Raw genomic sequence first — 22,245 nt, 5'->3', positions numbered from 1 at the left:
ACTCATTTTATGACACTTGCCAGACACCACACGTTCAGACACTTTGCCAGCCATGATCAGTCCTTTGGCCACCCCCATACCCCAAAACGCACAACCAGTATTGTGTGAGACCGAGCTGGTGGCTGTTCTGGTCAGTATCAGCAACAATACGCCACACATTCTAACGCTGGAGCATGGCTGCTCCTTTCCGTCCGGCCCGCTTATGGTGGAGCATCGCTCCTTGCAAAAAGGGATGCGCAACTGGGTGGAACACCAGACCGGCCTCAAGCTTGGTCATACAGAACAGCTTTATACCTTTGCCGACCCCCTGCATGGGCAGGGCCACCAGATGGTGCAGATTTCCTACATGGCGTTCATCCGCCAGAACTGCGACCACAGTCTGGCCGAGCGTTCCATTTATGACTACTTCCCATGGGAAGACCGGCGGGATGCAACAACCTGTCCATTGCTGCATACCATTGCCACGCGCCTCAAACAGTGGGCCGCCGGTAACACGCAGCGCTGGCAAAGATGCACCACTGTTTTTGGCCTTGAGGACCACGCCTGGAACGATGAACTCAGCCTCCAGCGTTATGAACTGCTCTGGGAGGCCGGGCTTGTGCCCGAATCCTCGTGGCAGAATGGCGCGCACCTGCCGGGCCTGAGCATGCACCGCGACTACCGGCGCATTCTGGCCACAGCACTTTCACGCATGCGGGCAAAAATACGCTACACACCGGCAGTGTTCGACCTACTGCCCCGGCAGTTTACCCTGTTGCAACTTCAACAGGCCATGGAGGCTCTGGCAGGGCGCGCCATGCACAAACAGAACTTCCGGCGGCTTGTGCAGCAGCAAAAACTGGTCAGCCGCACCGCGGAATACGATTCCCCCCCACAGGGCCGGCCAGCACAACTGTATCAATTCGCGCCCGAAACAGCTGAACACTGCTATCTGGCAGGGGCCAAACTTCCTTTACCTGCCATCTCCTGAAAAAGTGTTTGGTTCGACCCTTGCAATTCCTGAATGCTATATATACTCAATAAGAGCATATATAGCACGGGAAATGGAACACAACCATGTCTGCCTCTCTCATGCCCAGCAGGGATGAATTATACCATCCTGTTGCCCACATTATGCTGCGGGACCAATGGGAAGCCAATTACGCGGCGGATATTGAAGCCATCCTGCGCTTGAAGCAGGAAAAAAACGCCGTCATTCTGGCCCATAATTACCAAACACCGGAAATCTTCCATTGTGTGGCAGATATTCGGGGCGACAGTCTGGCTCTGGCGCGTGCGGCACAAACGGTGGATGCCTCTACCATGGTGATGGCGGGCGTGCATTTTATGGCCGAAACCGCAAAACTGCTGAACCCGGAAAAAACTGTTCTTATCCCGGATGCTACGGCTGGGTGTTCTCTAGCCGAAGGCATTACCGCAGACAACGTGCGAACGCTCAAAAAGCGCTACCCCGGTGTGCCCGTTGTAACCTACGTTAACAGCACAGCCGATGTAAAAGCGGAAAGCGATGTCTGCTGCACATCGGGCAATGCACGCCGCATTGTGGAAAGTCTCGGTGTTCCCCGCGTAATTATGATCCCCGACGAGTTTCTGGCCCGCAACATCGAAGCCGAAACCGGCATAGAAATGCTGACATGGCCAGCCCACTGCGAAGTGCATGAACGCTTTACCCCGCAGGAAATCCGCCAGTACCGGCGCCTGCACCCCGATGTGAGTGTCATTGCGCACCCCGAATGCCCACCCGATGTGGTTGCAGAGGCCGACCATGCAGGCTCCACTGCACAGATGATCAGCTTTATTGACCAGACCAAACCGCAAAAAGTCCTGCTGGTTACAGAGTGTTCCATGAGCGACAACCTTGCGGCACTCTACCCGCAAACGCAGTTTGTGCGCCCGTGCAACCTGTGCCCGCACATGAAGCGGATTACCCTGTCCAACATCCGTCAGGCGCTGGAAACCATGCAGACGGAAGTGACCATCCCTGAACATCTGCAACACCCCGCCCGTATGGCGGTGGAGCGGATGCTGGCAATTTAAGCCCCCATACCGGAGCCTGACATGACCACAAACCTGCATCTTCCCACCCTTTTATGGGAACCCATTGTGCGCACCGCACTCATGGAAGATCTGGGAATTGGGGGGGATGTCACCACACAGGCGCTGGCCCAGCCGGGGCAGCAACTGCATGCCATCTTCCGCAGCCGCCAGAATGGTGTTCTGTGCGGGCTGGAAGGAGCCCGACAGGCGTTTGCCATACTGGACCCCAGCGTGCGCTTCAGCCAGATCAAGCAAGATGGCAACCAGATTGCACAAGGGGACGTTCTGGCCACCGTGGAAGGCAACGCCACCACCCTACTGGCTGGGGAGCGTACGGCATTGAACCTGCTGTCACACCTGAGCGGCATCGCGACGCATACGCACCATATTGTGCAAGCCGTAGCTGGCACCAAAGCCCGTGTGGCCTGCACCCGTAAAACCCTGCCGGGATTAAGAAGCCTGCAAAAATACGCGGTGCGCGCCGGGGGCGGGAGCAGCCACAGGCTCCGGCTGGACGATGCCATTCTGATCAAGGACAACCATATTGCCCTGTGTGGCGGCAACATACAAAAAGCCCTGCTTTCTGCCCGTACATATGCAGGACACCTGATGAAGGTGGAACTGGAAGTCGATACCCTCGAACAGCTTGAGGAAGCCCTGTCCGGCCCGGGGGCGGATGTCTATCTGCTGGATAACATGTCCGTACCCCAGCTTGAACAGGCCGTGCGCATGATTAACGGGCGCGCACTGGCCGAGGCCTCTGGCGGCATCACGCTCAAAACAGCCCCCGCCATTGCCCAGACCGGGGTGGATGTGCTCTCGCTCGGCTGGCTGACCCATAGCGTGCAGGCACTCGATATTGGTCTGGATATTGTGCAGAGCTAGGCACCGGCCCCTACCCTTCCGCCCCCCATAAACCCGGTAAAACCACTTTTTGCAGGCATGAACACACCACAGGGCACCCAGACTGCGGGCTTTCCGCTTGAGATACGAGTGCCATCCTCCTAATATGCAAAACGTAGAAGCACTGGTATTTTGCCAGCCCGCCATGCAATGCTCAAAGGTGCCTGTTAATGGAGTGGTCCGAAGAAATAATCGCCCAGCTTAAGGACCTCTGGGCGGAAGGTCTTTCAACGGCGGAAATCGGCAGGCGTCTTTCCATTACCAAGAACGCAGTGGTCGGCAAGGCGCACAGGCTGGGCCTACCGCCGCGGCCCTCCCCCATCCGGCGGAACGGCAGCAAACCCAAGGCAGCGGCCGACAAAGCCGAGCAGCCCACGCTTATTCCCCCCACACCGGAAGCCCCCGTTAGCCGCGCGACTGCTCCGGCTCCGTCCGTGGCACCTGCTACACAGCCGGTTGCTGCAACCACCGCGCCTACACCTGTTGCAGCCCCCTCCCCAGCACCTGCTGCTGCGACTGAAACGGGTACGGTGGATGATAAAACTGCCAGAAAAGAAAAAGCGGCACCCGTTACGCGCACCAGCGCCAAACCCAAAACACTGCTGCGCAGCATCTCGGACCCCGAACCACAAAAGCGCCGCGGCCCATCCTGCTGCTGGCCTATTGGCGACCCTGGCACACCGGGTTTTCATTTTTGTGGTGCAACGCCCATTCCGGGCAAACCCTATTGCGAGGAACACGCCCAGATCGCCTATGTGCGTCTGCGTGACCGCCGCGACAGTGTAGCCTGATCAGCCACACCCAAGCATGATGCCTGATGGTGGCACTACCACCACCATCAGGCTAACAGGCAGATAATCAGCCTTCAATCGCCTTAACCGGCTCAGCCGCGCTATCAGCCGTTTTGGTTGTGGCACTGCCTTCGGCCAGCATTTCCAGCTGCCCTGTAATCTGGCCACCATCTTCCACTTTCAGGCGATGGCAGGCGGCCTTACCCAGCAGGCGGCCGCTACCACGTACGGTCAACCCGCCACGTGCGGTCAGGGAGCCATCCACAGTACCGGCGATTTCCGCATTTTCCACTTCCACACCACCACGGAACAGGCCACCTGGCATAACGACCAGTTCCTTGGCCGTGATCATGCTGGATTCAACCGTCCCTTCAACCACCAGACGCTCTGCATCCTGCACCGTGCCCTGCACGCTAATGCCACGCCCGACAACCAGAGTACGCTGCTCCGGGCCATCCTTTTTCGGCTGGATCTGCGTGGGCAGGCCACGGGCGGCGGCAGCTCCGGGCATAGGCGGAATGCCAGCACCTGCGGGAAGAGAAGAACCAGACGGAAAAGGTGCACGACCCATAGGTGAAGTTTCCTTTGAATTATCAGAATGCGATACGGGAGCCCCAGCCGCAGAACTACCCTGAGCCGCCGCATTGGACGGAAGAACAGTGCCAGATGCCCCTGCCGGACGCGCAGAACCCTGCTGCACGGTAGAGGGTGCCTGTGTGTTTGGCTGACTATCTTCAGGCTTACGTCTTTTGAACAAGAAAATCCCCCGCCTTTCTGGCCGCCTGTATTCAGGCAGCAGTCCACGTTAACAAGCCGCTCCAACACCGGCCCGGCTTCCTTCAGAACATTTTCATGCACGGAGCCGTCCGGTAAGCAGCGCATGTTGCTTAAGCCTTACTGTTGCCCTTTTTGTGGCAGCGCGCTAGCCAAACAACCGCACAGATCATTTTTTCAGGAAAAAATTTTATCGCCATGACCGGTCAGGACACACAATACGACATTCTCGGTATTGGGAATGCCATTACCGATATTCTCGCCCGCACGGATGCCGCCTTCCTGCAAAGCCAGGGGCTCACGCCCGGCAGCATGACGCTGATCGACGTGGACCGGGCCAACGCACTGGAAGCCGCTCTGGCTCCCGAGCAGGTCATGGGTGGTGGTTCCGCAGCCAATACCTGCGTTGTTGCTGCACAGTTTGGCGCGCGCGTTGCCTACCTTGGCAAGGTCTCGCGCGATGATGCCGGGCTAAAGTTCACGCAGGACCTGCGCGATAACGGGGTGCAGTTTCCGTCCGCTCCGCTGAATACGCAGGTATTTGACAACCTGCCCACAGCCCGTTGCGTGGTCATGGTCACACCCGACGGGCAGCGTACCATGGCAACCTATCTGGGTGCCTGCACCTGCTTTACCCCCGAAGACGTACTGCCGGACATGATTGCCGCATCCAGCATTATTTATCTGGAAGGGTATCTGTTCGATCCCCCGCATGCGCAGGAGGCATTCCGCCGGGCTGCGGCTCTAGCCCACAAGAACGGCCGCCAGGTTGCTCTTTCCCTCTCCGACCCGTTCTGCGTTGGTCGCCACCGGGCTGCCTTCCTTGATCTGGTCAAGAACCACGTCGATATCCTGTTCGCCAATGAAGACGAAATCTGTGCATTGTACGAAACAGAAAACTTTGACACAGCCGCCCGCCGCACCGCGCAGGACACAACCTTTGCAGCCCTGACGCGCTCAGGCCTTGGCAGCGTGATTGTGCATGATGGCCAGCTGACCACCGTAGCCCCGGTTCCAACACAGGTTGTGGATACAACAGGTGCGGGCGATGCCTATGCCGCAGGCTTCCTGGCAGGGCTGACATCCGGCCGCAGCCTGCCTGAATGTGGGCGTCTTGCCTCTGTTGCTGCGTCGGAAATCATCTCGCACTACGGCGCGCGTCCGCTTTCCAACCTGTGGGAAGAAATGGGCTTCTAAAACAGGCCCCCCGTCCGGCGGGCGCGCGTCACTCCGTCAGGAGGCCGCGTTTTCGCCGGGCACGCTGATCACCCGCCCACCCTTGACCTGAAGCGCCACGCGCCCTTCACACAAAGCCTGCGCCACATCCCCAAAGACTCTACCCCGCCAACCCGACAGCAAGGTGGGAGCCTGTGCCGGGTCCAGCGCAAGAGCCTCCAGCTCATCCATGGAAGCAACCAGGCGTGGCGCCACATCGTGCTCCTCGCAACAGGCGGTCAGCAGCACCTTGAGCAGAGCCACCAGAGATGCAGGTGCTCTTGCGTTATCCTTACCCTTGCCCCGAGCAGGACGCGGCAGTTCCGACTCCGGCAAAGCCTGCGCCAGCTTGACCGCTTCCAGCAGCGCCATGCCGGTGCGGCCTTCGGCCAGCCCGCGGGATACGCCACGCACACGGGCAAGCGCATCCACCGTACCCGGTGTTGTGGCTGCTATTTCCAGCAGGCTTTCATCCTTGAGCAAACGCTGGCGCGGCACATTCACGCGCTGGGCCTCACGCTCGCGCAGGGCGGCAACTGCACGCAGCACACCCAGCATACGGCGGTTGCCTGTGCGGGCCTTAAGCCGCTCCCACTGCTTTTCCGGATCAGGGCGGAAGGTTGCCGGGTCTTCCAGCTCTGCCATTTCAGCAGCTACCCAGCTCAACCGCTTGTCCTGCTCCAGCTTGCGCACCAGCTTTTCGTAAACCAGCCGCAGCCATGTCACATCGCCTGCAGCATAATTCAGCTGGGCTTCGGAGAGCGGACGGGCTGACCAGTCCGTAAAGCGGTGGCTTTTATCAATCATATGGCCAGTCAGGGAGCCAACCAGACTGTCATACCCAACCTGATCCCCAAAGCCCGCCACCATGCCAGCAACCTGCGTATCAAACACAGGTGTCGGCAGGGCATCGAACTCATGCAGAAAAATTTCCAGATCCTGCCGCGCTGCATGAAACACTTTCAGCACCGAGGCATCGGCCATCAGTTCTGCCAGAGGGGTCAGGTCAATCCCTTCCGCCTGTGCGTCAATCAGCACAACAGCATGTGCGCTACCCACCTGCACCAGACACAACTCCGGCCAGTACGTGCGCTCACGCATGAACTCCGTATCAACCGTTACAAAACGTTCGGCATGAAACGGTTTAAGAGCTTCCGCCAGGTCCTGGGTAGAGGACACAAGCTGGGGTTGGGGAAAGACGGGAGTGGGTAATTTGGCCATGTTTCTTCCATACACCAGCCAACCAGAAAGAGACAGCCAGAACCCATATACCCCATACGAAACTTGACGAACGCGCCGACAAGCCGGACACCCAAGAAAACCATAGCTGCATGGAGAAAATGATGAACACGGCAGATGATGGACGCCACGCGCTTACCCAGCTTGGCCGCCAGATTGCTCCCCCCAACAGCCCGGAAGAGGCCGTGCTGGAGCGTGTGCCAGCCCCCAACCCGGACAAACGCTATATGGTGCGCTTTACCGCGCCGGAATTTACGTCCCTGTGCCCTATTACCGGCCAGCCGGATTTTGCCCATATTGTGCTAGATTATGTACCGGACCAGTGGATTGTGGAGAGCAAGTCCCTCAAGCTGTTCCTCACCAGTTTTCGCAATCACGGTGCGTTTCACGAAGCCTGCTCCGTGCAGATCGCAAGCACTCTGGTTGACCTGCTCAACCCGGTCTGGCTGCGCATTGGTGCCTACTGGTACCCACGCGGTGGTATTCCCATTGATGTTTTCTGGCAGACAGGAGATGCCCCCGCTGGGGTATGGATTCCCGCGCAGGATGTCCCGTCCTACAGAGGCCGCGGCTGAATCCGGACACAAAAAAAGCCACCTGGACGGTGGCTTTTTTTAAAATCTGGCTGAACACAAATTTTAGCTGGCGCTGCCTGCTTCAATTTCTGCCCGTACTGCCTGAATCTGATCCTGCAACACGACAAGGCGGGACGTATCCGTCTTGTCTGCCTTGTCCCATGCTTCAGACAGAGCCTCCAGCTGTGCTGTGGCCATATCAATGGAAATGTCGCTTACCGGCACAGCCTTGTCGGCCAGCACCGTGCATCGTGCGGGGGTAATGTCGGCAAAACCTCCCCCCACAAAATAGCGATCGGTCACCTTGTCCCCTTCGTAAAGGGCAACAACGCCACCACGCAGAAGAAGCATCATGGGCGAATGTTCCGGCATGGCGGCAATATCACCCTCCATGCCCGGAAGAACGGCCATATCTACCTCACGCGACACCAGAACCTTTTCAGGGCTGATTATCTCAATCTGGATTGGCATGAATGGTGCTCCCTCCAGAAGCCGGCTGTTAGGCCGACTCCCTCAGTTTTTCTGCCTTGGCAACAGCTTCTTCGATCGTTCCGACCATGTAGAAAGCCGCTTCTGGCAGATCGTCATATTCACCAGCACAGATCGCCTTGAAGGAACGAACCGTATCGGTCACGGATACCAGCTTGCCGGGGGCACCGGTAAACACTTCCGCCACATGGAACGGCTGGGACAGGAAGCGCTGGATACGGCGAGCGCGGGCCACAACCAGCTTATCGTCTTCAGACAGTTCATCCATACCCAGAATAGCAATGATATCCTGCAAGGATTTGTAGGTCTGGAGAATACGCTGCACTTCGCCAGCCACTGCGTAATGTTCTTCACCCACAATCTGCGGGTCCAGAGCGCGGGACGTGGAGTCCAGCGGATCCACAGCCGGGTAAATCCCCATTTCCGCGATGGAACGGTTCAGAACGGTAGTGGCATCCAAGTGGGCAAAGGTTGCTGCCGGAGCCGGGTCGGTCAAGTCATCGGCAGGGACATATACGGCCTGAACGGACGTAATGGAGCCTTTTTTGGTGGACGTAATACGTTCCTGCAGAGCGCCCATTTCCGTTGCCAATGTCGGCTGGTAGCCCACGGCAGAAGGAATACGGCCGAGCAGTGCGGACACTTCCGAACCAGCCTGCGTAAAGCGGAAGATGTTGTCCACGAAGAACAGCACGTCCTGGTTTTCTTCATCACGGAAGTATTCCGCCATGGTCAGACCAGTCAGGGCCACGCGGGCACGGGCACCCGGCGGTTCATTCATCTGACCGAATACCAGCGCCACTTTGGAGCCTTCGGTCGAACCGTTTTCACCCAGCTTGATCACGCCTGCGTCCTGCATTTCAAAATACAGGTCGTTCCCTTCACGGGTACGTTCACCAACACCGGCAAATACGGACACACCACCGTGCGCCTTGGCGATGTTGTTGATCAGTTCCTGAATAATAACGGTCTTGCCAACACCTGCGCCACCGAACAGGCCGATCTTGCCACCCTTGAGGTACGGGCAGAGCAGGTCAACAACCTTGATGCCGGTCATCAGGATTTCGGATGCAGCAGCCTGCTCGTCAAAAGCAGGGGCATCGCGGTGGATGGGGGCGCGACGTGCGGTCTGGACAGGGCCCTGTTCGTCAATCGGTTCACCGATCACGTTGAGGATACGGCCAAGGGTTTCCGGACCGACAGGCACGGAAATCTGTGCACCGGTGTCAACCACTTCCGTACCACGGACCAGACCATCGGTCGTGTCCATGGCGATGCAGCGCACTTCGTGTTCGCCGATTTCCTGGGCCACTTCGAGCACCAGAACCTGATCGCCCAGCTTGACATGCAGCGCGTTCAGAATTTTGGGCAGTTCACCTTCGAACTGCACGTCAACAACCGGCCCTTTAATGGTGGTAATGCGGCCAACAGCATTGGTCGTCGTGGCCGCAGGGGCCTGGGTCTGGGTTGTGGTATCCGACATGGGTCAGCTCCTGCGGGGCATACGATCGGGCTCAGACAGCCTGTGCGCCCGAAATGATTTCGATCAGTTCGTTAGTAATATTGGTCTGGCGGGTCCGGTTATAGACCTGCGTCAGACTATCGATGGTGCGGCCTGCATTGCGCGTAGCGTTATCCATGGCCGTCATACGGGCACCGTTTTCGCCCGCAACCGTTTCCAGCAGCGAAGCATAAATCTGGACCTGCAGATTGCGCGGCAGCAGCATGGCCAGCAGCGTTGCTTCATCAGGCTCAAACTCATACTGGGCCACATCGTTGGAGGCTTCGAGCGTACCAGATGCCTCTTCCACGACCATGGGAACCAGTTGCTGGCATGTCGGCACCTGTGTCATCGCATTGCGAAATTTGTTGAACACAAGTGTGCAGACATCAATCTCGCCTGCTTCAAGCAGGGCATTGATCTTGTCACCCAGGTCACTGGCGACGGAAAAGGGAATTTCCTTCGCATTTGTCCCGATCACATGATCAACGATCAGGTCCGCATGGTCACGCGTGAAAAAGTTCAGCGCGCGACGACCAACCGGAAGCAGGCGCACCGTCTTGCCTTCAGACTGAAGGCGACGGATGGTCTGCACCGTAAGGCGATGCACGTTGGAGTTAAAGCCACCGCACAGGCCACGGTCACTGGTCATGGGCACAAGGAGATGAACCTTGTCCTGCCCGGTACCGGCCAGAAGAAGAGGCGCTCCGTCCTCCCCCTTGGTTGCACCGGCCAGCTCACCCAGCATACGGCGCATGGCTGCCGCATAAGGACGAGCAGCTTCTGCGCTGGCTTGCGCCCGCCGCAGCTTGGCCGCTGCCACCATTTTCATGGCGCTCGTGATCTTCCTTGTCGATTTGATACTTCCGATCCGGGCGCGTAGTTCCTTAAGGGAAGCCATGAGTGCTTCTGCTCCCTCAGCCGGCGAAGTTGCGGTTGAAGGCGGTCAGATATTCGGTCAGCCGCGCTTCAAGGTCCTTGGAAATGGCCTTGTCCTTGCTCAGCGTGTCCAGAATGTCCTTGCCTGCGCTCCGCACATCGCTCAGCACTGCACGTTCCCAAGCCACAACCTTGCTGGCTGCAATGCCATCGAGGAAGCCACGAGTACCAGCAAACAGCAGAACAACCTGCTCTTCAACCGAAAGCGGCGAAGCCTGCGGCTGCTTCAGCAGTTCCACCAGACGGGCACCACGGGCAAGCATCTTCTGCGTTGCCGGGTCCAGATCGGATGCGAACTGGGAGAAGGCTGCCATTTCACGGTACTGGGCGAGCTCAAGCTTGATCTTGCCTGCGACCTGCTTCATGGCCTTGATCTGTGCTGCAGACCCAACGCGGGAGACGGAACCACCCACGTTAACGGCAGGGCGGATACCCTTGTAGAACAGATCGGTCTCAAGGAAGATCTGACCGTCCGTAATGGAGATCACGTTGGTCGGGATGTAAGCTGCAACGTCACCAGCCTGCGTTTCAATAACGGGCAGAGCCGTCAGAGAACCTGCGCCATTGGCGTCGGACATTTTAGCAGCCCGTTCCAGCAGACGGGAATGCAGGTAGAACACGTCACCCGGATAAGCTTCACGGCCCGGCGGACGACGCAGCAGCAGGGACATCTGGCGATAAGCCACAGCCTGCTTGGTCAGATCATCATAGCAGATCAGGGCGTGCATGCCGTTGTCGCGGAAGTATTCGCCCATAGCGCACGCAGCGTAGGGTGCGAGATACTGCAGCGGAGCCGGGTCAGATGCGGTAGCGGCCACGACGATGGAATACTTCATCGCGCCTTTTTCTTCCAGCAGACGCACAAGCTGTGCAACTGTGGAGCGCTTCTGGCCGACAGCAACGTAAATGCAGTAGAGGGACTTCTTGTCGTCGCCCTGCTCATTCACGCCCTTCTGGGCCAGAATGGTGTCGGTCAGGATGGTGGTTTTACCGGTTTGACGGTCACCAATCACCAGTTCACGCTGGCCACGGCCAATCGGCACCAGAGCGTCAATCGCCTTGATCCCGGTCTGCATGGGTTCGCTCACGGACTGGCGCGGCATAATGCCGGGTGCCTTGACTTCCGCACCACGCAGTTCAACGTCAACCAGCGGGCCCTTGTCGTCGATCGGGTTACCCAGACCGTCCACAACGCGGCCCAGCAGGCCCTTACCAACCGGCACACTGACAACCATACCCGAACGGGTGACACTGTCCCCTTCACGGATGTTGGTGTCATCACCGAAAATAACGATACCGACGTTGTCGCTTTCCAGGTTCAGGGCCATGCCCTTCTGGCCAGCGGACGGAAAGTCCACCAGTTCACCCGACATGACATTCTGCAGGCCAAATACGCGGGCAATACCATCCCCAACGGACAGGACTGTGCCGGTTTCGACCACATCAGATTCCTTGTCGAACGAGGCAATCTGCTGCTTGAGGATATCCGAAATCTCTGCGGGACGGATTTCCATCACGCGGCTCCCTTCATGGCGTAATGCAAACGAAACAGGCGGGTTTTGAGGCTGGCATCATACAGCTTTGCCCCGACGCGGACGACAAGACCGCCGAGCAGGGCGCTGTCAACACGCTCGCGAATATTGATGCGGGAATAACCGGCTTCGGCCAGACGAACCTGAAGCTGGGCCCGCTGTTCGGCCGTAAGCGGCACAGCACTGCTGACCTCGGCCACAACCTCGCCACGGCGGACCACGGCCAGAGCATCCAGCGATGCAAGAATGCGGCGCAGGACCGGCAGACGACGGTTATCAGCCACGACGCCCACAAAATTACGAAGAATCTGACCGAATCCCTGAGCCTCAAGCACGGCCAGAACGGCCTTGCGAGACACCAGAATATCCAGACGCCTGTCTTCCAGAACAGTGCGCAGGGGCGCACTTTCATCAATCAGGCGCGCAAGTGCGCCACCTTCATCAAGCACGGTGTCCAGCTGCTGCTGTTCGGCAGCCAGATCATAAAGCGCAATCGCGTAACGGCCTTCAAGACCGTTGGCCGCAAAAGCTACTGCTTGTGCTGTCGTTACGCCCGAGGCCACCACTCTTTGGTTCTTTCCTTCTGTGCGCGCCGGCATTCCACACTGACAACGATGCAACCCAGACCATCAGGCGATGAATCCAGATTTTGATGCACCTGTTGGCGCGGCCTCTAGCATGACCACAACAGGCACGCAACTAGCTGAACAACCCTATTTTATTCAACCCGCCGCTGGCAGCGCATTCTGGCAGACCAAAATACCAGACCAAAAGCCCTTAAACGCCGGAGCAGCGCACCCTATTAGGTGATAAAACCCCACGCCCGGAACGGCCAATGGGAGCCAGACGCAATCCACTACGTTCACGAAACAGTGAGGTAACAGGCATTCAGACTTTTTGGGAGAAACCTTGGAGCGGACAGAGGGAATCGAACCCTCCTCGGTAGCTTGGAAGGCTACTGCATTACCACTATGCTATGCCCGCACTCCGAAGTGTTGGTTTTTATAATCCATCCCCCACACGCGCCGCAAGCCCCCACCAGTTTTTTTACGCCCACGCTCCCCGCGCACGACAATAATCTGCAACAGGCACTTGACTTTAGAGCCACAACATATTTTGTTCCGCCTCCTGTGATGCCCGCAAGATTGTGGCTGGTCAGACGAACGGGTTTCCGTTATAGGTCTTTTCCAGCCGTGGCGGACACGCTGCAGGGGTGTAGCTCAATTGGCTAGAGTGCCGGTCTCCAAAACCGGAGGTTGTGGGTTCGAGACCCTCCACCCCTGCCAGATTTTCTCGTGGTGTACGGAAGGTTCCGCTTTTCACCTGTAAAATGCGGCTTTATCGTACAATCTGAGTGGTGTTGATTTAAGACTGCCCCCTTGGCAACCGAGCGGGGCGGAACAAGGAGAGTGTGCTTCGTGTCGTTCAGTCCCGGTAAGTTCCTGCATGATGTGCGTACCGAGGCGGAACGGGTCACATGGCCCACCCGCCGCGCAACATTTGTCACCACCGGCGCCGTACTGGCCATGGCAGGTATGGCATCCATCTTCTTCTTCGTCGTTGACCAGCTGATCGGTCTCGGCGTGCGTCAACTTTTCGGGCTGGGAGGCTGAGGAAACGGCATGGCCAAGCGTTGGTATGTGGTCCACGTCTATTCGGGCTTCGAAAAGAAAATCGCGCAGCACATCCGCGAAGATGCGGCCCAGAAGGGACTGAGCGACCATATTGACGAGATTCTTGTCCCGTCCGAGGAAGTGATTGAAGTCCGCCGTGGCCAGAAGGTGAATGCGGAACGCAAGTTCTTCCCCGGTTACGTGCTGATCAAGATGGAAATGACCGATGAGTCATGGCATCTGGTCAAGGACACCCCCAAGGTTACGGGTTTTCTGGGTACCAAAAACCGCCCTACACCTATTTCCGCGGCGGAAGCCGAGCGGATTATCCGCCAGACAGAGGAAGGTGTGCAGCATCCCCGCTCCGCCGTTACCTTTGAAGTGGGCGAACAGATTCGTGTGGCTGATGGCCCCTTCACCTCCTTCAATGGTGTTATTGAAGAAGTGGATGAAGAAAAAGGCCGCCTGAAAGTCAGCGTTTCGATCTTTGGCCGTTCCACACCGGTGGATCTGGAGTTCAATCAGGTCGAAAAGCTGTAATTTTTCAGCCCATAGATACGATATTAAAAAAGGCGGCCTCCGGGCCGCCTTTTTTATTGCTGATTCGCACCGTCCATCTGCCTTGCAAACACAACAAACCCATTCCGGCGTTTGGAACACTCGGGCATGTTCCGGGTTGTACCCTTGTCTGTTAGCCTGACGTGGTTTTTGTTTTGCCAAGGAGTTACCATGCCTTCAGCCCTGCCTCTTAGAGGAACAGCCCTTCTTAACAATGCCCTGCTGAACAAGGGCACGGCATTTACAGAAGCAGAGCGGCGGGAATACGGGCTGGAAGGACTCCTGCCCACACAGGTGGAAACACTGGACCGGCAGGTAGAGCGAATCCACAGGCACCTCGAAGCCAAACCCAGCAATCTGGAGCGCTACATCTATCTGAGCGGCCTGCGTGACCAGAACCAGACCCTGTTCTACCGGGTACTCATGTCCAACCCCGCACAGTTTGTGCCCATTGTGTATGCGCCTACTCTGGCGGCTGTCTGCCAGCAGTTCAGCCACATCTACCGTCGCCCGCGCGGCATGTACATCAGTCTGGACATGCGTGGCCGAATCCGTGACGTGCTGCGCAACTGGCCTACGGAGAACGTACGCTTCCTGTGCGTCACCACTGGGGGGCGTATTCTGGGGCTGGGTGATATTGGCGTGAACGGCATGGGCATTCCCATTGGCAAGCTGGACCTTTACACGGCCTGCGGGGCGGTCCCGCCGGAAGTGCTCCTGCCTGTGCAGTTGGATATTGGCACAACCAACAGCGCCCTGCGGGCAGACCCGCTCTACCTTGGTCTGCGCAGGGAACCCCCTCCGCTGGAGGAACTGGACGGGTTTGTGGAAGAATTTGTAAGCGCGGTTAAGGAGGTCTTCCCCAACTGCTGCCTGCATTTTGAGGACTGGAAGGGCACAGACGCCCTGCATTATCTGGACAAATACCGCAACACGGCCCTGTGCTATAATGATGACATTCAGGGCACTGCGGCCGTTACGCTGGCCGGCCTGATTACCGCGCTCAAAATCAAGAACGAAACACTGGCGCAGCAGCGCTTTTTATTCCTCGGGGCAGGCTCCTCCGGGCTGGGTACCGCGGATATGCTGATTTCCGCCCTGAAGCAGGAAGGCATAAGCGAGCAGGAAGCTATTGAGCGCATAACGCTCATGGATGTGAATGGCCTGCTCGAGACCTCCCGCACGGACCTGAGTCCACAGCAAAAACGCTACGCCAAAGCCATGCCCCCCTCGCGTGATCTGCTGGCCACAATCAAAGCCATCAAGCCCACCGTGCTTATTGGTGTTTCAACCAGCGGGGGAGCCTTTACGCAGGAGGTTGTGGAAACCATGAGCGCGCTGAACGAGCGCCCCATTATTTTCCCGCTCTCCCTACCCCAAAAAAACGCGGAATGCACGGCCGAGCAGGCTTATGAATGGTCACAGGGACAGGCACTTTTTGCCGCCGGCCTGCAGTTCCCCGAAGTGGAAATGAACGGGCGGACCTTCTACCCCGGTCAGGCCAACAATTTTTACATCTTCCCGGCTCTGGGGCTGGCTGTGTACGCCACATGCCCCAAACACATTACGGATGACATGGTCATTGAAACCGCCCGCGCACTGGCGGATCAGGTAGACCCGGCATCACGCGAGCGGGGCCGCCTGTTCCCGCCCCAGAGTGACATTCTGGAGGTATCGGTTACGTCTGCGGCGCGTATTGCCGAATTTATTTTTGATCAGGGTGCCGCAACGGTAGAACGGCCCAAGGATATTCGGGCCTGGATTGAAAGCCTGACGTACAGCCCACGCTACGCGGACTGATTTTTTACAGACCAAAAAAACCGGGGCCGTGTTTCTGCCCCGGTTTTTTTTCGATTCGACTGGGCGTATGGCGTCAGGCGTCCAGCGGAGGAGCCGGATCAAACCCGAAAACCCGGCCATAAAACGCCAGTTCCATGGTCCATGCCTGACGGATGGTTGCCTCCTGGCGGAAGCCATGCCCCTCGCCGGGGAATTCATGCAACGTACAGGGAGCACCAGCCGCACGCAGCGCCGCTGCCATGGCATGTGCCTGAGAGGGCGGAACAACCTTGTCCTCCGTCCCCTGCAACAGCAGCACCGGCGCCCTTATCCGGCTGGCGACAGAAAGGGGTGAGCGCGCCACATAAACAGACTCCGCTTCCGGCCACGGGCCAACCAGACCATCAAGGTAGCGCGCTTCAAACTTATGCGTCTCCTGTGCCAGTGCGCGCAGGTCAGTGACACCATACAGGCTGACACCCGCAGCAAACAGGTCGGATGCCGCCAGCGCCAGCAACACGGTCATTCCCCCCGCACTGGAGCCGCGAATAGCGATTCGCTCGGGGTCAACGCGGCCAGTGGCCACCATATGGCGGCAGGCGGCAATGCAGTCCGCCACATCCACAACACCCCACTGGCCTTGCAGCCGATTGCGCCAGGACCGCCCAAAGCCTGTGGAACCCCCGTAATTGACATCCAGCACGGCAAAACCGCGCGATGTCCACCACTGCACCTTAAAGGAAAAACCATCCTGCGCCCGGGCGGTTGGGCCACCATGCACCAGCACAATCATCGGGGGTTTTTCATCCTGCGGCACACAGGCACGGCTATTGGCAGGGGGGTAAAAAAAGGCATGCCCCTGCTGGCCATCGACCCCATCCACCGCAAAACGCACCGATTCGGGGCGGGAAATATCTGCCGCCTGCAAATCCAGCGTGGCAGAACGACGGAGTACCTGCTGCACACCCTGCTCGGCAGAGCCCACCACCACGGCGGGCAGGGCATCCACCGGAGCCTGCACCCATGCAAACCGCCCGTCTGCCAATGCAACAGGGCATTGGTCTGGCTGCCCTGCAAAGCTATGAGTGTGGCCCTCAGCCGTGCGTACAAAACACTGGCCTTCGCCATCACGCACGCTCAGGGCCATGCACCCGCCATTGGCCAACGGCTGGTAGCTGCTTTGGCCAAACACCCATGCGGGCTGGCCAATCTCCCCCTCTGGCATGGCATACGCCACCAGATGCGGGGCAGGCTGATGCACGACCTCCCATACCCGCCAGAGTTCGGAACGGTCAGAAATCACAAGCAGGTGGCCATCTACCGTCCAGCGCGGCTCCACCAGCGACTCGTCGCCTGCCCCTCCGGCCAGAACCTGCACACCCTCAAGTGCCGCAATGGTGCCATCTGCCCTGCGCACCACACGCCCCATGCACAGGCGCGTGGAGTCCCACGGCATGTTCGGGTGGTCCCACTCAATCCACGCCAGCAACGTGCCATCGGGCGAGAGGGTGGGGGACATGTAAAAATCCGCACCATGTTGCAGCACCAACCCTTCCGGGCCAGCCCCCCCACCAAGGGCGACCAGTGTGCTCTGGGGCTCACCAGCCACGCGGTGGTCCTCACGCACGGCCACAACCGAAGGGCTGGCGGGGTCAAACCGCAGGTCGGCAAAGCGCACGCCTTCCGCCCCGGCCAGAAGGGTGGAAGCTCCACCTCCCTGCCCCAGCAGCCAGACCTGCGCCGTGCGCCTATCCGCATAGACAATACCGTGGGGGGAGACGGCATAAGCGCCTCCGCCATATTCATGCACACGGGTCCCGACATCGGCCTGCGCAGGCAGCACCTCGGCCACGCCATCGGGCTCCGCCCAGCGCATCAGAACTGTCCGCCCCCCTTCTGCCGGGCGGCGCTCCAGCCAGAACACGGCCTGCCCTGTGCTGCGTACCTCTGAAAAAGTCAGGCTTTTACCAGCCACCAGAGTAGCCGTTACGGGGGAGGGCCAACTACCACAGCGCATGGGCTGGGGCATTTGAGCATGAGCGCTGTTCTGTTCCATCATTCACCCAGTTTATCATGCAAAACGCCCTGAACGGAAAGGCATGTGCCGCTTTGCATTCCATGCTAGGCAGGGCATACGGACCTGCTGTTTTTTCCTGTGGGCTTGACATGACGGGAGCGACTCTGCTCCTCCCCACCCCTGACGATGTTCTCTCTGAATTGGATTGTCTGTCCTGTTACACGCTCTGGAATCCATCTTTTCGCTTGATTACCTGACAACCCTGTTCACCCGGTACGGTTATGGGGTGGTTGGAGTGGTTGTTATGCTGGAAAGCATGGGCCTGCCCCTTCCTGCGGAAAGTCTGCTGATTACCGGGGCCATTTTTTGCGCAACCACCCACAAGCTCCAGATCGAAGGCATTATTGTTGCCGGGGTGACAGGGGCGATCATGGGGGACAATCTGGGCTACCTGCTTGGCCACCGGCTGGGCCTTGGGCTTTTGCGCAAGCACGGCCCACGCTTTGGCTTAACCCCTGAGCGCCTGCTGCTGGGACGTTATGTTTTTCTCAAGCATGGTGGGCCGGTTATCTTTTTTGGTCGCTTTGTGGCCATCCTGCGGATGTTTGTTGCCATACTGGCCGGAGCAAACCGTATGCCCTGGCATACGTTCCTGTTCTATAACGCGCTTGGCGGCGTGTTCTGGGCTGGAGGATACACAACATGCGCCTACCTGCTGGGAAGCGAGATTGCCAAACTCTCCGGCTGGCTGGCCGTAGGCTTTGGGGCCGCGACTCTGGTGGTTATTGGCGTGCTGTTCGTGTTCATCAAGCACAATGAAAAACGTCTGACGGAGGAAGCCATGAAAGCAGCAGAACAGGATGAGCAGCTCAAAGCCCCCCTGCCATGATGGGCCGCAGTCCCTGGCGGGTTAACAGCACACAACCGGAGCTCCATGGGCGCGTAGCCCTTGTAACCGGCGCAAACAGCGGTCTGGGGTTTGAGGCCGCACTCGGCCTTGCCCATCGTGGTGCAAAACTTATTCTACCAGTCCGCAACCCCGAAAAAGGGCAGAATGCTCTGGACCGCCTGCGCGCGGACTGCCCCCGGACGGATGTGACCCTGCTCCCGCTTAATCTGGCCTCCCTCCGCTCCGTGGCGGAATGTGCGCGGGCTGTTGGCGCGCTGACAGACCGGATTGATATTCAGATCAATAATGCCGGGGTCATGGCCCCGACGCGACGCATGGAAACCGAGGATGGATTCGAACTCCAGTTCGGTGTGAACCATCTGGGCCATTTTGCCCTGAGCGCGCATTTGCGCCCCCTGCTGGAAGCGGCAGAAGGGGGCGGTGTGCTTGTAACCGTAGCCAGCCTTGCTGCAGGTAAAAACACCATCCACTTCAACGACCTGCAATTCCGCCACAGGTATAGCCCGTTCGGGGCGTATCAGCAGAGTAAGCTGGCCAACCTGCTTTTTGCGCAGGAACTGGCCCGCAAAGCGGGGGAACGGGGCTGGAACATCCACTCCCGCGCAGCACATCCGGGATGGGCGGCTACCTCCATTGTGGCTAACGGACAAGCATCCACCCTGCCCAAGCCGCTGGGGCTGATCGAACAGACCCTTGGCACGGCTATCCTGCGCGTTATGGGCCAGTCCGCCGCCAAAGGGGCCGAACCCCTGCTTTATGCAGCCCTTGCCCCCCAGGCGCGGGATGGGGATTACTATGGCCCGCAGGGAACGGGCGAACGCCGTGGCCCACCCGGCCCGGCCATTGTGCCCCCCACAGCCCGCAAGACCAGTCTGGCCGCCCGCCTGTGGGATGTTTCGGAACGGCTGACCAACACGGCCTGGTAAAAACCAGGCCGCTTACCCGTGCGTGGAGCGGCGCGCACGGCTCTGCTGGCGCAGAACGCGCTCGATCCAGTCATTCAGCTTACGGGTGGTATCCTCTGCCTCTTCCCGGTCCGGGTAGATGGTGGGGAAGCGCAGCGCCAGCCAGCGCCATGCCACCAGCCGCTTATGCCGTTTTTCGGCCCGCTCCAGTTCTTCACGCCCGGCGCGTTCGGCAGCAGGCAGCGGGCCTGTGCCCGGTGGCAGCACACGGCGGCCAGCGGCATGGTCCGCCGCCCAGCCAACCAGACGCCTGATCCCGTTATCGCGGTCATCCACCGGGCACATGGCGTAGGACCAGCGGGTGGTCAGGTCCAGCCCTTCCACCCCTTCCAGCGCCGAGGCAATGGCAAAGGCCTGCTCCATATCCGACAGGCGGTAATTGGGATCATCCTTGCGCAGAACCGCCCTGTGAATACGTGAGAGCACGCCATACAGGCTTTGCGAGCCTATTTCGGACGCAACAGCTTTGACAATGTCCGCATCGGGCTGCACGTAGGGGCGCAAGTCATCCGGCAATTCGGCATCGGCATCCAGCTGGCGACGCACAAAGCTCGGGCTGCCTGCACCGGCCAGAACGGCCACAACGCCTGTCTCGTGCTTGCCAAAACGGCCCGCACGCCCGCCAATCTGCTTGACCTCCTGCACAGTCAGGTCGCGTGTCTGCCGGCCATCGTATTTTTTGAGCGCGGCAAACACCACCCGTTTGATGGACAGGTTAAGCCCCATGCCAATGGCATCTGTTGCCACCAGAATATCAGCCTGACCGTTGTTAAAGCGCTGCGCCTCCGCCCGGCGTACTTCCGGGCTGAGTGCGCCATACACCACAGCCACACGCTTGCCGTGCTGCATAAGGGCTGCACGCAGGTCCAGCACCTCCCTGCGGGAAAACGCAATCAGCGCATCCCCCGCCCCAAGGTCGGCCAGACGCACAGGCTGGCTGGCGGCCTTGAGCGGGCTTTTACGCTCGAGCGAGATTTCATCCAGCGGGTCACCACATAGTTCGGCAATCCGGCGGACCATGGGAATACAGTCCGGCGCACCCAGCACATACAGGTGCCGCGCTGGTGCCCCCATAATGGCGGCTGTCCATGCGGCACCACGGTCCGTATCAAACAGCATCTGGGCTTCATCAATGACGGCCACATCAACCGGGCTGTAAAAGGGGCACATTTCCACCGTTGCAGCCAGGTGCCGGCTTCCGGGGACTTCAATCCGCTCCTCCCCGGTGGACAGGGAGGCTTCAACCCCACGCGCGGCCAGCGCTTCACGGAACTCATGCGCCAGCAGACGCAAGGGGGCGAGGGCCAGCCCGCTCTCCGCCTGTGCCAGCGCATTAAGGGCTGTGTAGGACTTGCCGCTGTTGGTTGGCCCCGTGACCAGCGTAATCTGGCGGTTGAGGGCACGCGCAGTGCGGAAATGGGCCGCGTATTTGTCCAGCGCCGCCACACGGGCGATCACGGCATTGGCGACCTTACGCCCCATATCCGGCGCATGTTTGCCCTTGCCCGGACCTGTTGCGGGGCCACGTTCCTCCTTGCGCCACTCGGACAGGTTGCCCCGCAGGGCCACAAGTGCTGCGGGGTCAAACTCCCACCGCTCCCGCCCACCGGGTTCCTGCACCTTACGCGCAACGGGTAACCGATTCTCGGCAATCCAGCGCAGGGCCTCACGGTGGGAGCAATGGAGGAGTCGCGGCACCTCATTGAACGGCACAAGGCTGCTTTCCCATGCCTTAAGGTGCTCTTCCTCCTGTGCGCGTTTGTTCTGGGCGGTCTGTTCTATCCGGCTGGCGGCCCGCTGGCGCTGGGCCTCTTCCTTGCGCGCGGTCTCCAGAAAGGGGTCGCCTTCGGGCAGGTCAAAGGCAATGGCCACGGCCATAAGCAAAAGGTCGGTCTGGGCGGGGGATGGCACGCGCCCGATATCCACCAGATCCGCCTGAATGGCGGCAAACGCCGCATGGGGCGATGCCCCATACCCACGCAGGCGTGCCAGACTGACCGGAGCCAGAGCGTGCTCAAGCGCCTGATCATCCGCCGCCGGGTCGGTAATTCCGCCGACGGCCTCTTCTATTTCCTCCCGCGTAATCCAGATTCGGCCACTGCGGCGCGTACGGTCCAGCAGGCGGGAAATCCATTTTTTGCGCCGCACCTGGCACAGCGCAGCCCGATAGACCTCAACCGGGACTTCGCGCGCTCCGGGTTCAAGTGCCCGGGCAATGCGGCGCAGAACCTCTGTTTCTTCCTTGGGTTCGGGCTGGAGGCCCGTATGGGCCACGGCACGGGCAAGCGCTTCACGCGCGGGGGAGGCGGGGCTATCTGACGTCATGCCCTACTCTTGCGTCATCCCGGGCGGCGGAACAATGGGCCTTGCCCAATACTTCATGGAAAAATCAAACATTGCGCCCCGGC

20 protein-coding genes and 2 tRNA genes are annotated in these 22,245 nt (G+C 59.2%); 12 read left to right on the top strand and 10 right to left on the bottom strand.

All coding sequences use genetic code 11. From position 1 onward, the window contains the following. The first annotated feature begins 52 nt into the window (after positions 1-52). From LKE65_RS04445 to LKE65_RS04430, 4 genes are all read left to right on the top strand, one after another. The gene (locus LKE65_RS04445; RefSeq protein ID WP_278740584.1) at positions 53-970 is read left to right on the top strand and encodes an NUDIX hydrolase; all 918 of its coding nucleotides are present in this window, start codon (positions 53-55) and stop codon (positions 968-970) included. 86 nt (positions 971-1,056) lie between these two features. Continuing rightward, complete coding sequence (gene nadA / locus LKE65_RS04440) at positions 1,057-2,037, top strand: quinolinate synthase NadA (RefSeq protein ID WP_095350187.1); 981 nt, start codon at positions 1,057-1,059, stop codon at positions 2,035-2,037. Positions 2,038-2,058: 21 nt separating this feature from the next. Next, positions 2,059-2,922, top strand: a complete 864-nt coding sequence (nadC, locus tag LKE65_RS04435) for a carboxylating nicotinate-nucleotide diphosphorylase (RefSeq protein ID WP_278740583.1) — start codon at positions 2,059-2,061, stop codon at positions 2,920-2,922. A gap of 188 nt (positions 2,923-3,110) precedes the next feature. Beyond that, positions 3,111-3,731 carry a GcrA family cell cycle regulator gene (locus tag LKE65_RS04430; protein ID WP_278740582.1) on the top strand — a complete coding sequence of 207 codons (621 nt, stop codon included), beginning with the start codon at positions 3,111-3,113 and terminating at the stop codon, positions 3,729-3,731. A gap of 67 nt (positions 3,732-3,798) precedes the next feature. On the opposite strand, the gene LKE65_RS04425 is transcribed toward LKE65_RS04430, so the two are convergent. Beyond that, a complete protein-coding gene (locus LKE65_RS04425; protein ID WP_194301366.1) occupies positions 3,799-4,488 on the bottom strand; it encodes a bactofilin family protein in 690 nt (229 codons plus the stop codon). A 215-nt stretch (positions 4,489-4,703) separates the two neighbouring features. Between LKE65_RS04425 and LKE65_RS04420 the strand changes: the two genes are divergently transcribed. Next, entirely contained in the window at positions 4,704-5,702 is a 999-nt protein-coding gene (locus tag LKE65_RS04420) for an adenosine kinase (RefSeq protein WP_095350184.1), read from the top strand. Positions 5,703-5,738: 36 nt separating this feature from the next. On the opposite strand, the gene rnd is transcribed toward LKE65_RS04420, so the two are convergent. Beyond that, a complete protein-coding gene (rnd, locus tag LKE65_RS04415) occupies positions 5,739-6,941 on the bottom strand; it encodes a ribonuclease D (protein WP_278740581.1) in 1,203 nt (400 codons plus the stop codon). Between the two features lie 110 nt (positions 6,942-7,051). Between rnd and queF the strand changes: the two genes are divergently transcribed. Continuing rightward, on the top strand, positions 7,052-7,534 hold the full coding sequence (gene queF, locus LKE65_RS04410) for a preQ(1) synthase (protein ID WP_278740580.1): 483 nt from the start codon (positions 7,052-7,054) through the stop codon (positions 7,532-7,534). Positions 7,535-7,597: 63 nt separating this feature from the next. On the opposite strand, the gene atpC is transcribed toward queF, so the two are convergent. From atpC to LKE65_RS04380, 6 genes are all read right to left on the bottom strand, one after another. Further along, on the bottom strand, positions 7,598-8,005 hold the full coding sequence (gene atpC, locus LKE65_RS04405) for an ATP synthase F1 subunit epsilon (protein ID WP_086645104.1): 408 nt from the start codon (positions 8,003-8,005) through the stop codon (positions 7,598-7,600). A gap of 28 nt (positions 8,006-8,033) precedes the next feature. After that, entirely contained in the window at positions 8,034-9,506 is a 1,473-nt protein-coding gene (atpD, locus tag LKE65_RS04400; protein ID WP_165925908.1) for a F0F1 ATP synthase subunit beta, read from the bottom strand. Between the two features lie 31 nt (positions 9,507-9,537). After that, positions 9,538-10,425, bottom strand: a complete 888-nt coding sequence (locus tag LKE65_RS04395) for a F0F1 ATP synthase subunit gamma (protein WP_278740579.1) — start codon at positions 10,423-10,425, stop codon at positions 9,538-9,540. Positions 10,426-10,441: 16 nt separating this feature from the next. Further along, a complete protein-coding gene (gene atpA, locus LKE65_RS04390; protein WP_278740578.1) occupies positions 10,442-11,977 on the bottom strand; it encodes a F0F1 ATP synthase subunit alpha in 1,536 nt (511 codons plus the stop codon). Next, positions 11,977-12,594, bottom strand: a complete 618-nt coding sequence (gene atpH / locus LKE65_RS04385) for an ATP synthase F1 subunit delta (RefSeq protein ID WP_278740577.1) — start codon at positions 12,592-12,594, stop codon at positions 11,977-11,979. Before atpH ends, atpA begins: the two co-directional genes overlap by 1 nt. 311 nt (positions 12,595-12,905) lie before the next feature. Further along, a tRNA-Gly gene (locus LKE65_RS04380) sits at positions 12,906-12,979 on the bottom strand. A 225-nt stretch (positions 12,980-13,204) separates the two neighbouring features. Between LKE65_RS04380 and LKE65_RS04375 the strand changes: the two genes are divergently transcribed. The 4 genes from LKE65_RS04375 to LKE65_RS04360 all read left to right on the top strand — a co-directional run bounded on the left by LKE65_RS04375 (position 13,205) and on the right by LKE65_RS04360 (position 15,966). After that, positions 13,205-13,281: transfer RNA gene (locus LKE65_RS04375), tRNA-Trp, on the top strand. Between the two features lie 132 nt (positions 13,282-13,413). Further along, positions 13,414-13,608 (top strand): preprotein translocase subunit SecE, encoded by a 195-nt coding sequence (secE, locus tag LKE65_RS04370; protein ID WP_059024606.1) that lies wholly within the window; start codon positions 13,414-13,416, stop codon positions 13,606-13,608. Between the two features lie 9 nt (positions 13,609-13,617). Next, complete coding sequence (gene nusG / locus LKE65_RS04365) at positions 13,618-14,148, top strand: transcription termination/antitermination protein NusG (protein ID WP_086645100.1); 531 nt, start codon at positions 13,618-13,620, stop codon at positions 14,146-14,148. Positions 14,149-14,337: 189 nt separating this feature from the next. Beyond that, the gene (locus LKE65_RS04360; protein ID WP_278740576.1) at positions 14,338-15,966 is read left to right on the top strand and encodes an NAD-dependent malic enzyme; all 1,629 of its coding nucleotides are present in this window, start codon (positions 14,338-14,340) and stop codon (positions 15,964-15,966) included. 73 nt (positions 15,967-16,039) lie between these two features. Here LKE65_RS04360 and LKE65_RS04355 read toward each other — a convergent pair whose 3' ends face one another. Further along, positions 16,040-18,001, bottom strand: a complete 1,962-nt coding sequence (locus LKE65_RS04355; protein ID WP_408744082.1) for a S9 family peptidase — start codon at positions 17,999-18,001, stop codon at positions 16,040-16,042. 265 nt (positions 18,002-18,266) lie between these two features. Here LKE65_RS04355 and LKE65_RS04350 point away from each other — a divergent pair, with 265 nt between their 5' ends. After that, positions 18,267-18,851, top strand: coding sequence for a DedA family protein (locus tag LKE65_RS04350; RefSeq protein ID WP_086645156.1), 585 nt, complete (start codon positions 18,267-18,269; stop codon positions 18,849-18,851). Next, the gene (locus LKE65_RS04345; protein ID WP_278740574.1) at positions 18,848-19,798 is read left to right on the top strand and encodes an SDR family oxidoreductase; all 951 of its coding nucleotides are present in this window, start codon (positions 18,848-18,850) and stop codon (positions 19,796-19,798) included. The genes LKE65_RS04350 and LKE65_RS04345 overlap by 4 nt, the downstream gene beginning before the upstream one ends. A gap of 12 nt (positions 19,799-19,810) precedes the next feature. On the opposite strand, the gene LKE65_RS04340 is transcribed toward LKE65_RS04345, so the two are convergent. Beyond that, positions 19,811-22,162 carry a helicase-related protein gene (locus LKE65_RS04340; protein WP_086645096.1) on the bottom strand — a complete coding sequence of 784 codons (2,352 nt, stop codon included), beginning with the start codon at positions 22,160-22,162 and terminating at the stop codon, positions 19,811-19,813. Positions 22,163-22,245: the final 83 nt, after the last annotated feature.

The organism is Acetobacter fabarum, assembly GCF_022483405.1.
Classification (GTDB): domain Bacteria; phylum Pseudomonadota; class Alphaproteobacteria; order Acetobacterales; family Acetobacteraceae; genus Acetobacter; species Acetobacter fabarum.
The sequence above is the reverse complement of the archived record's forward strand: the minus strand, read 5'-3'. Positions and strand labels throughout refer to the sequence as shown.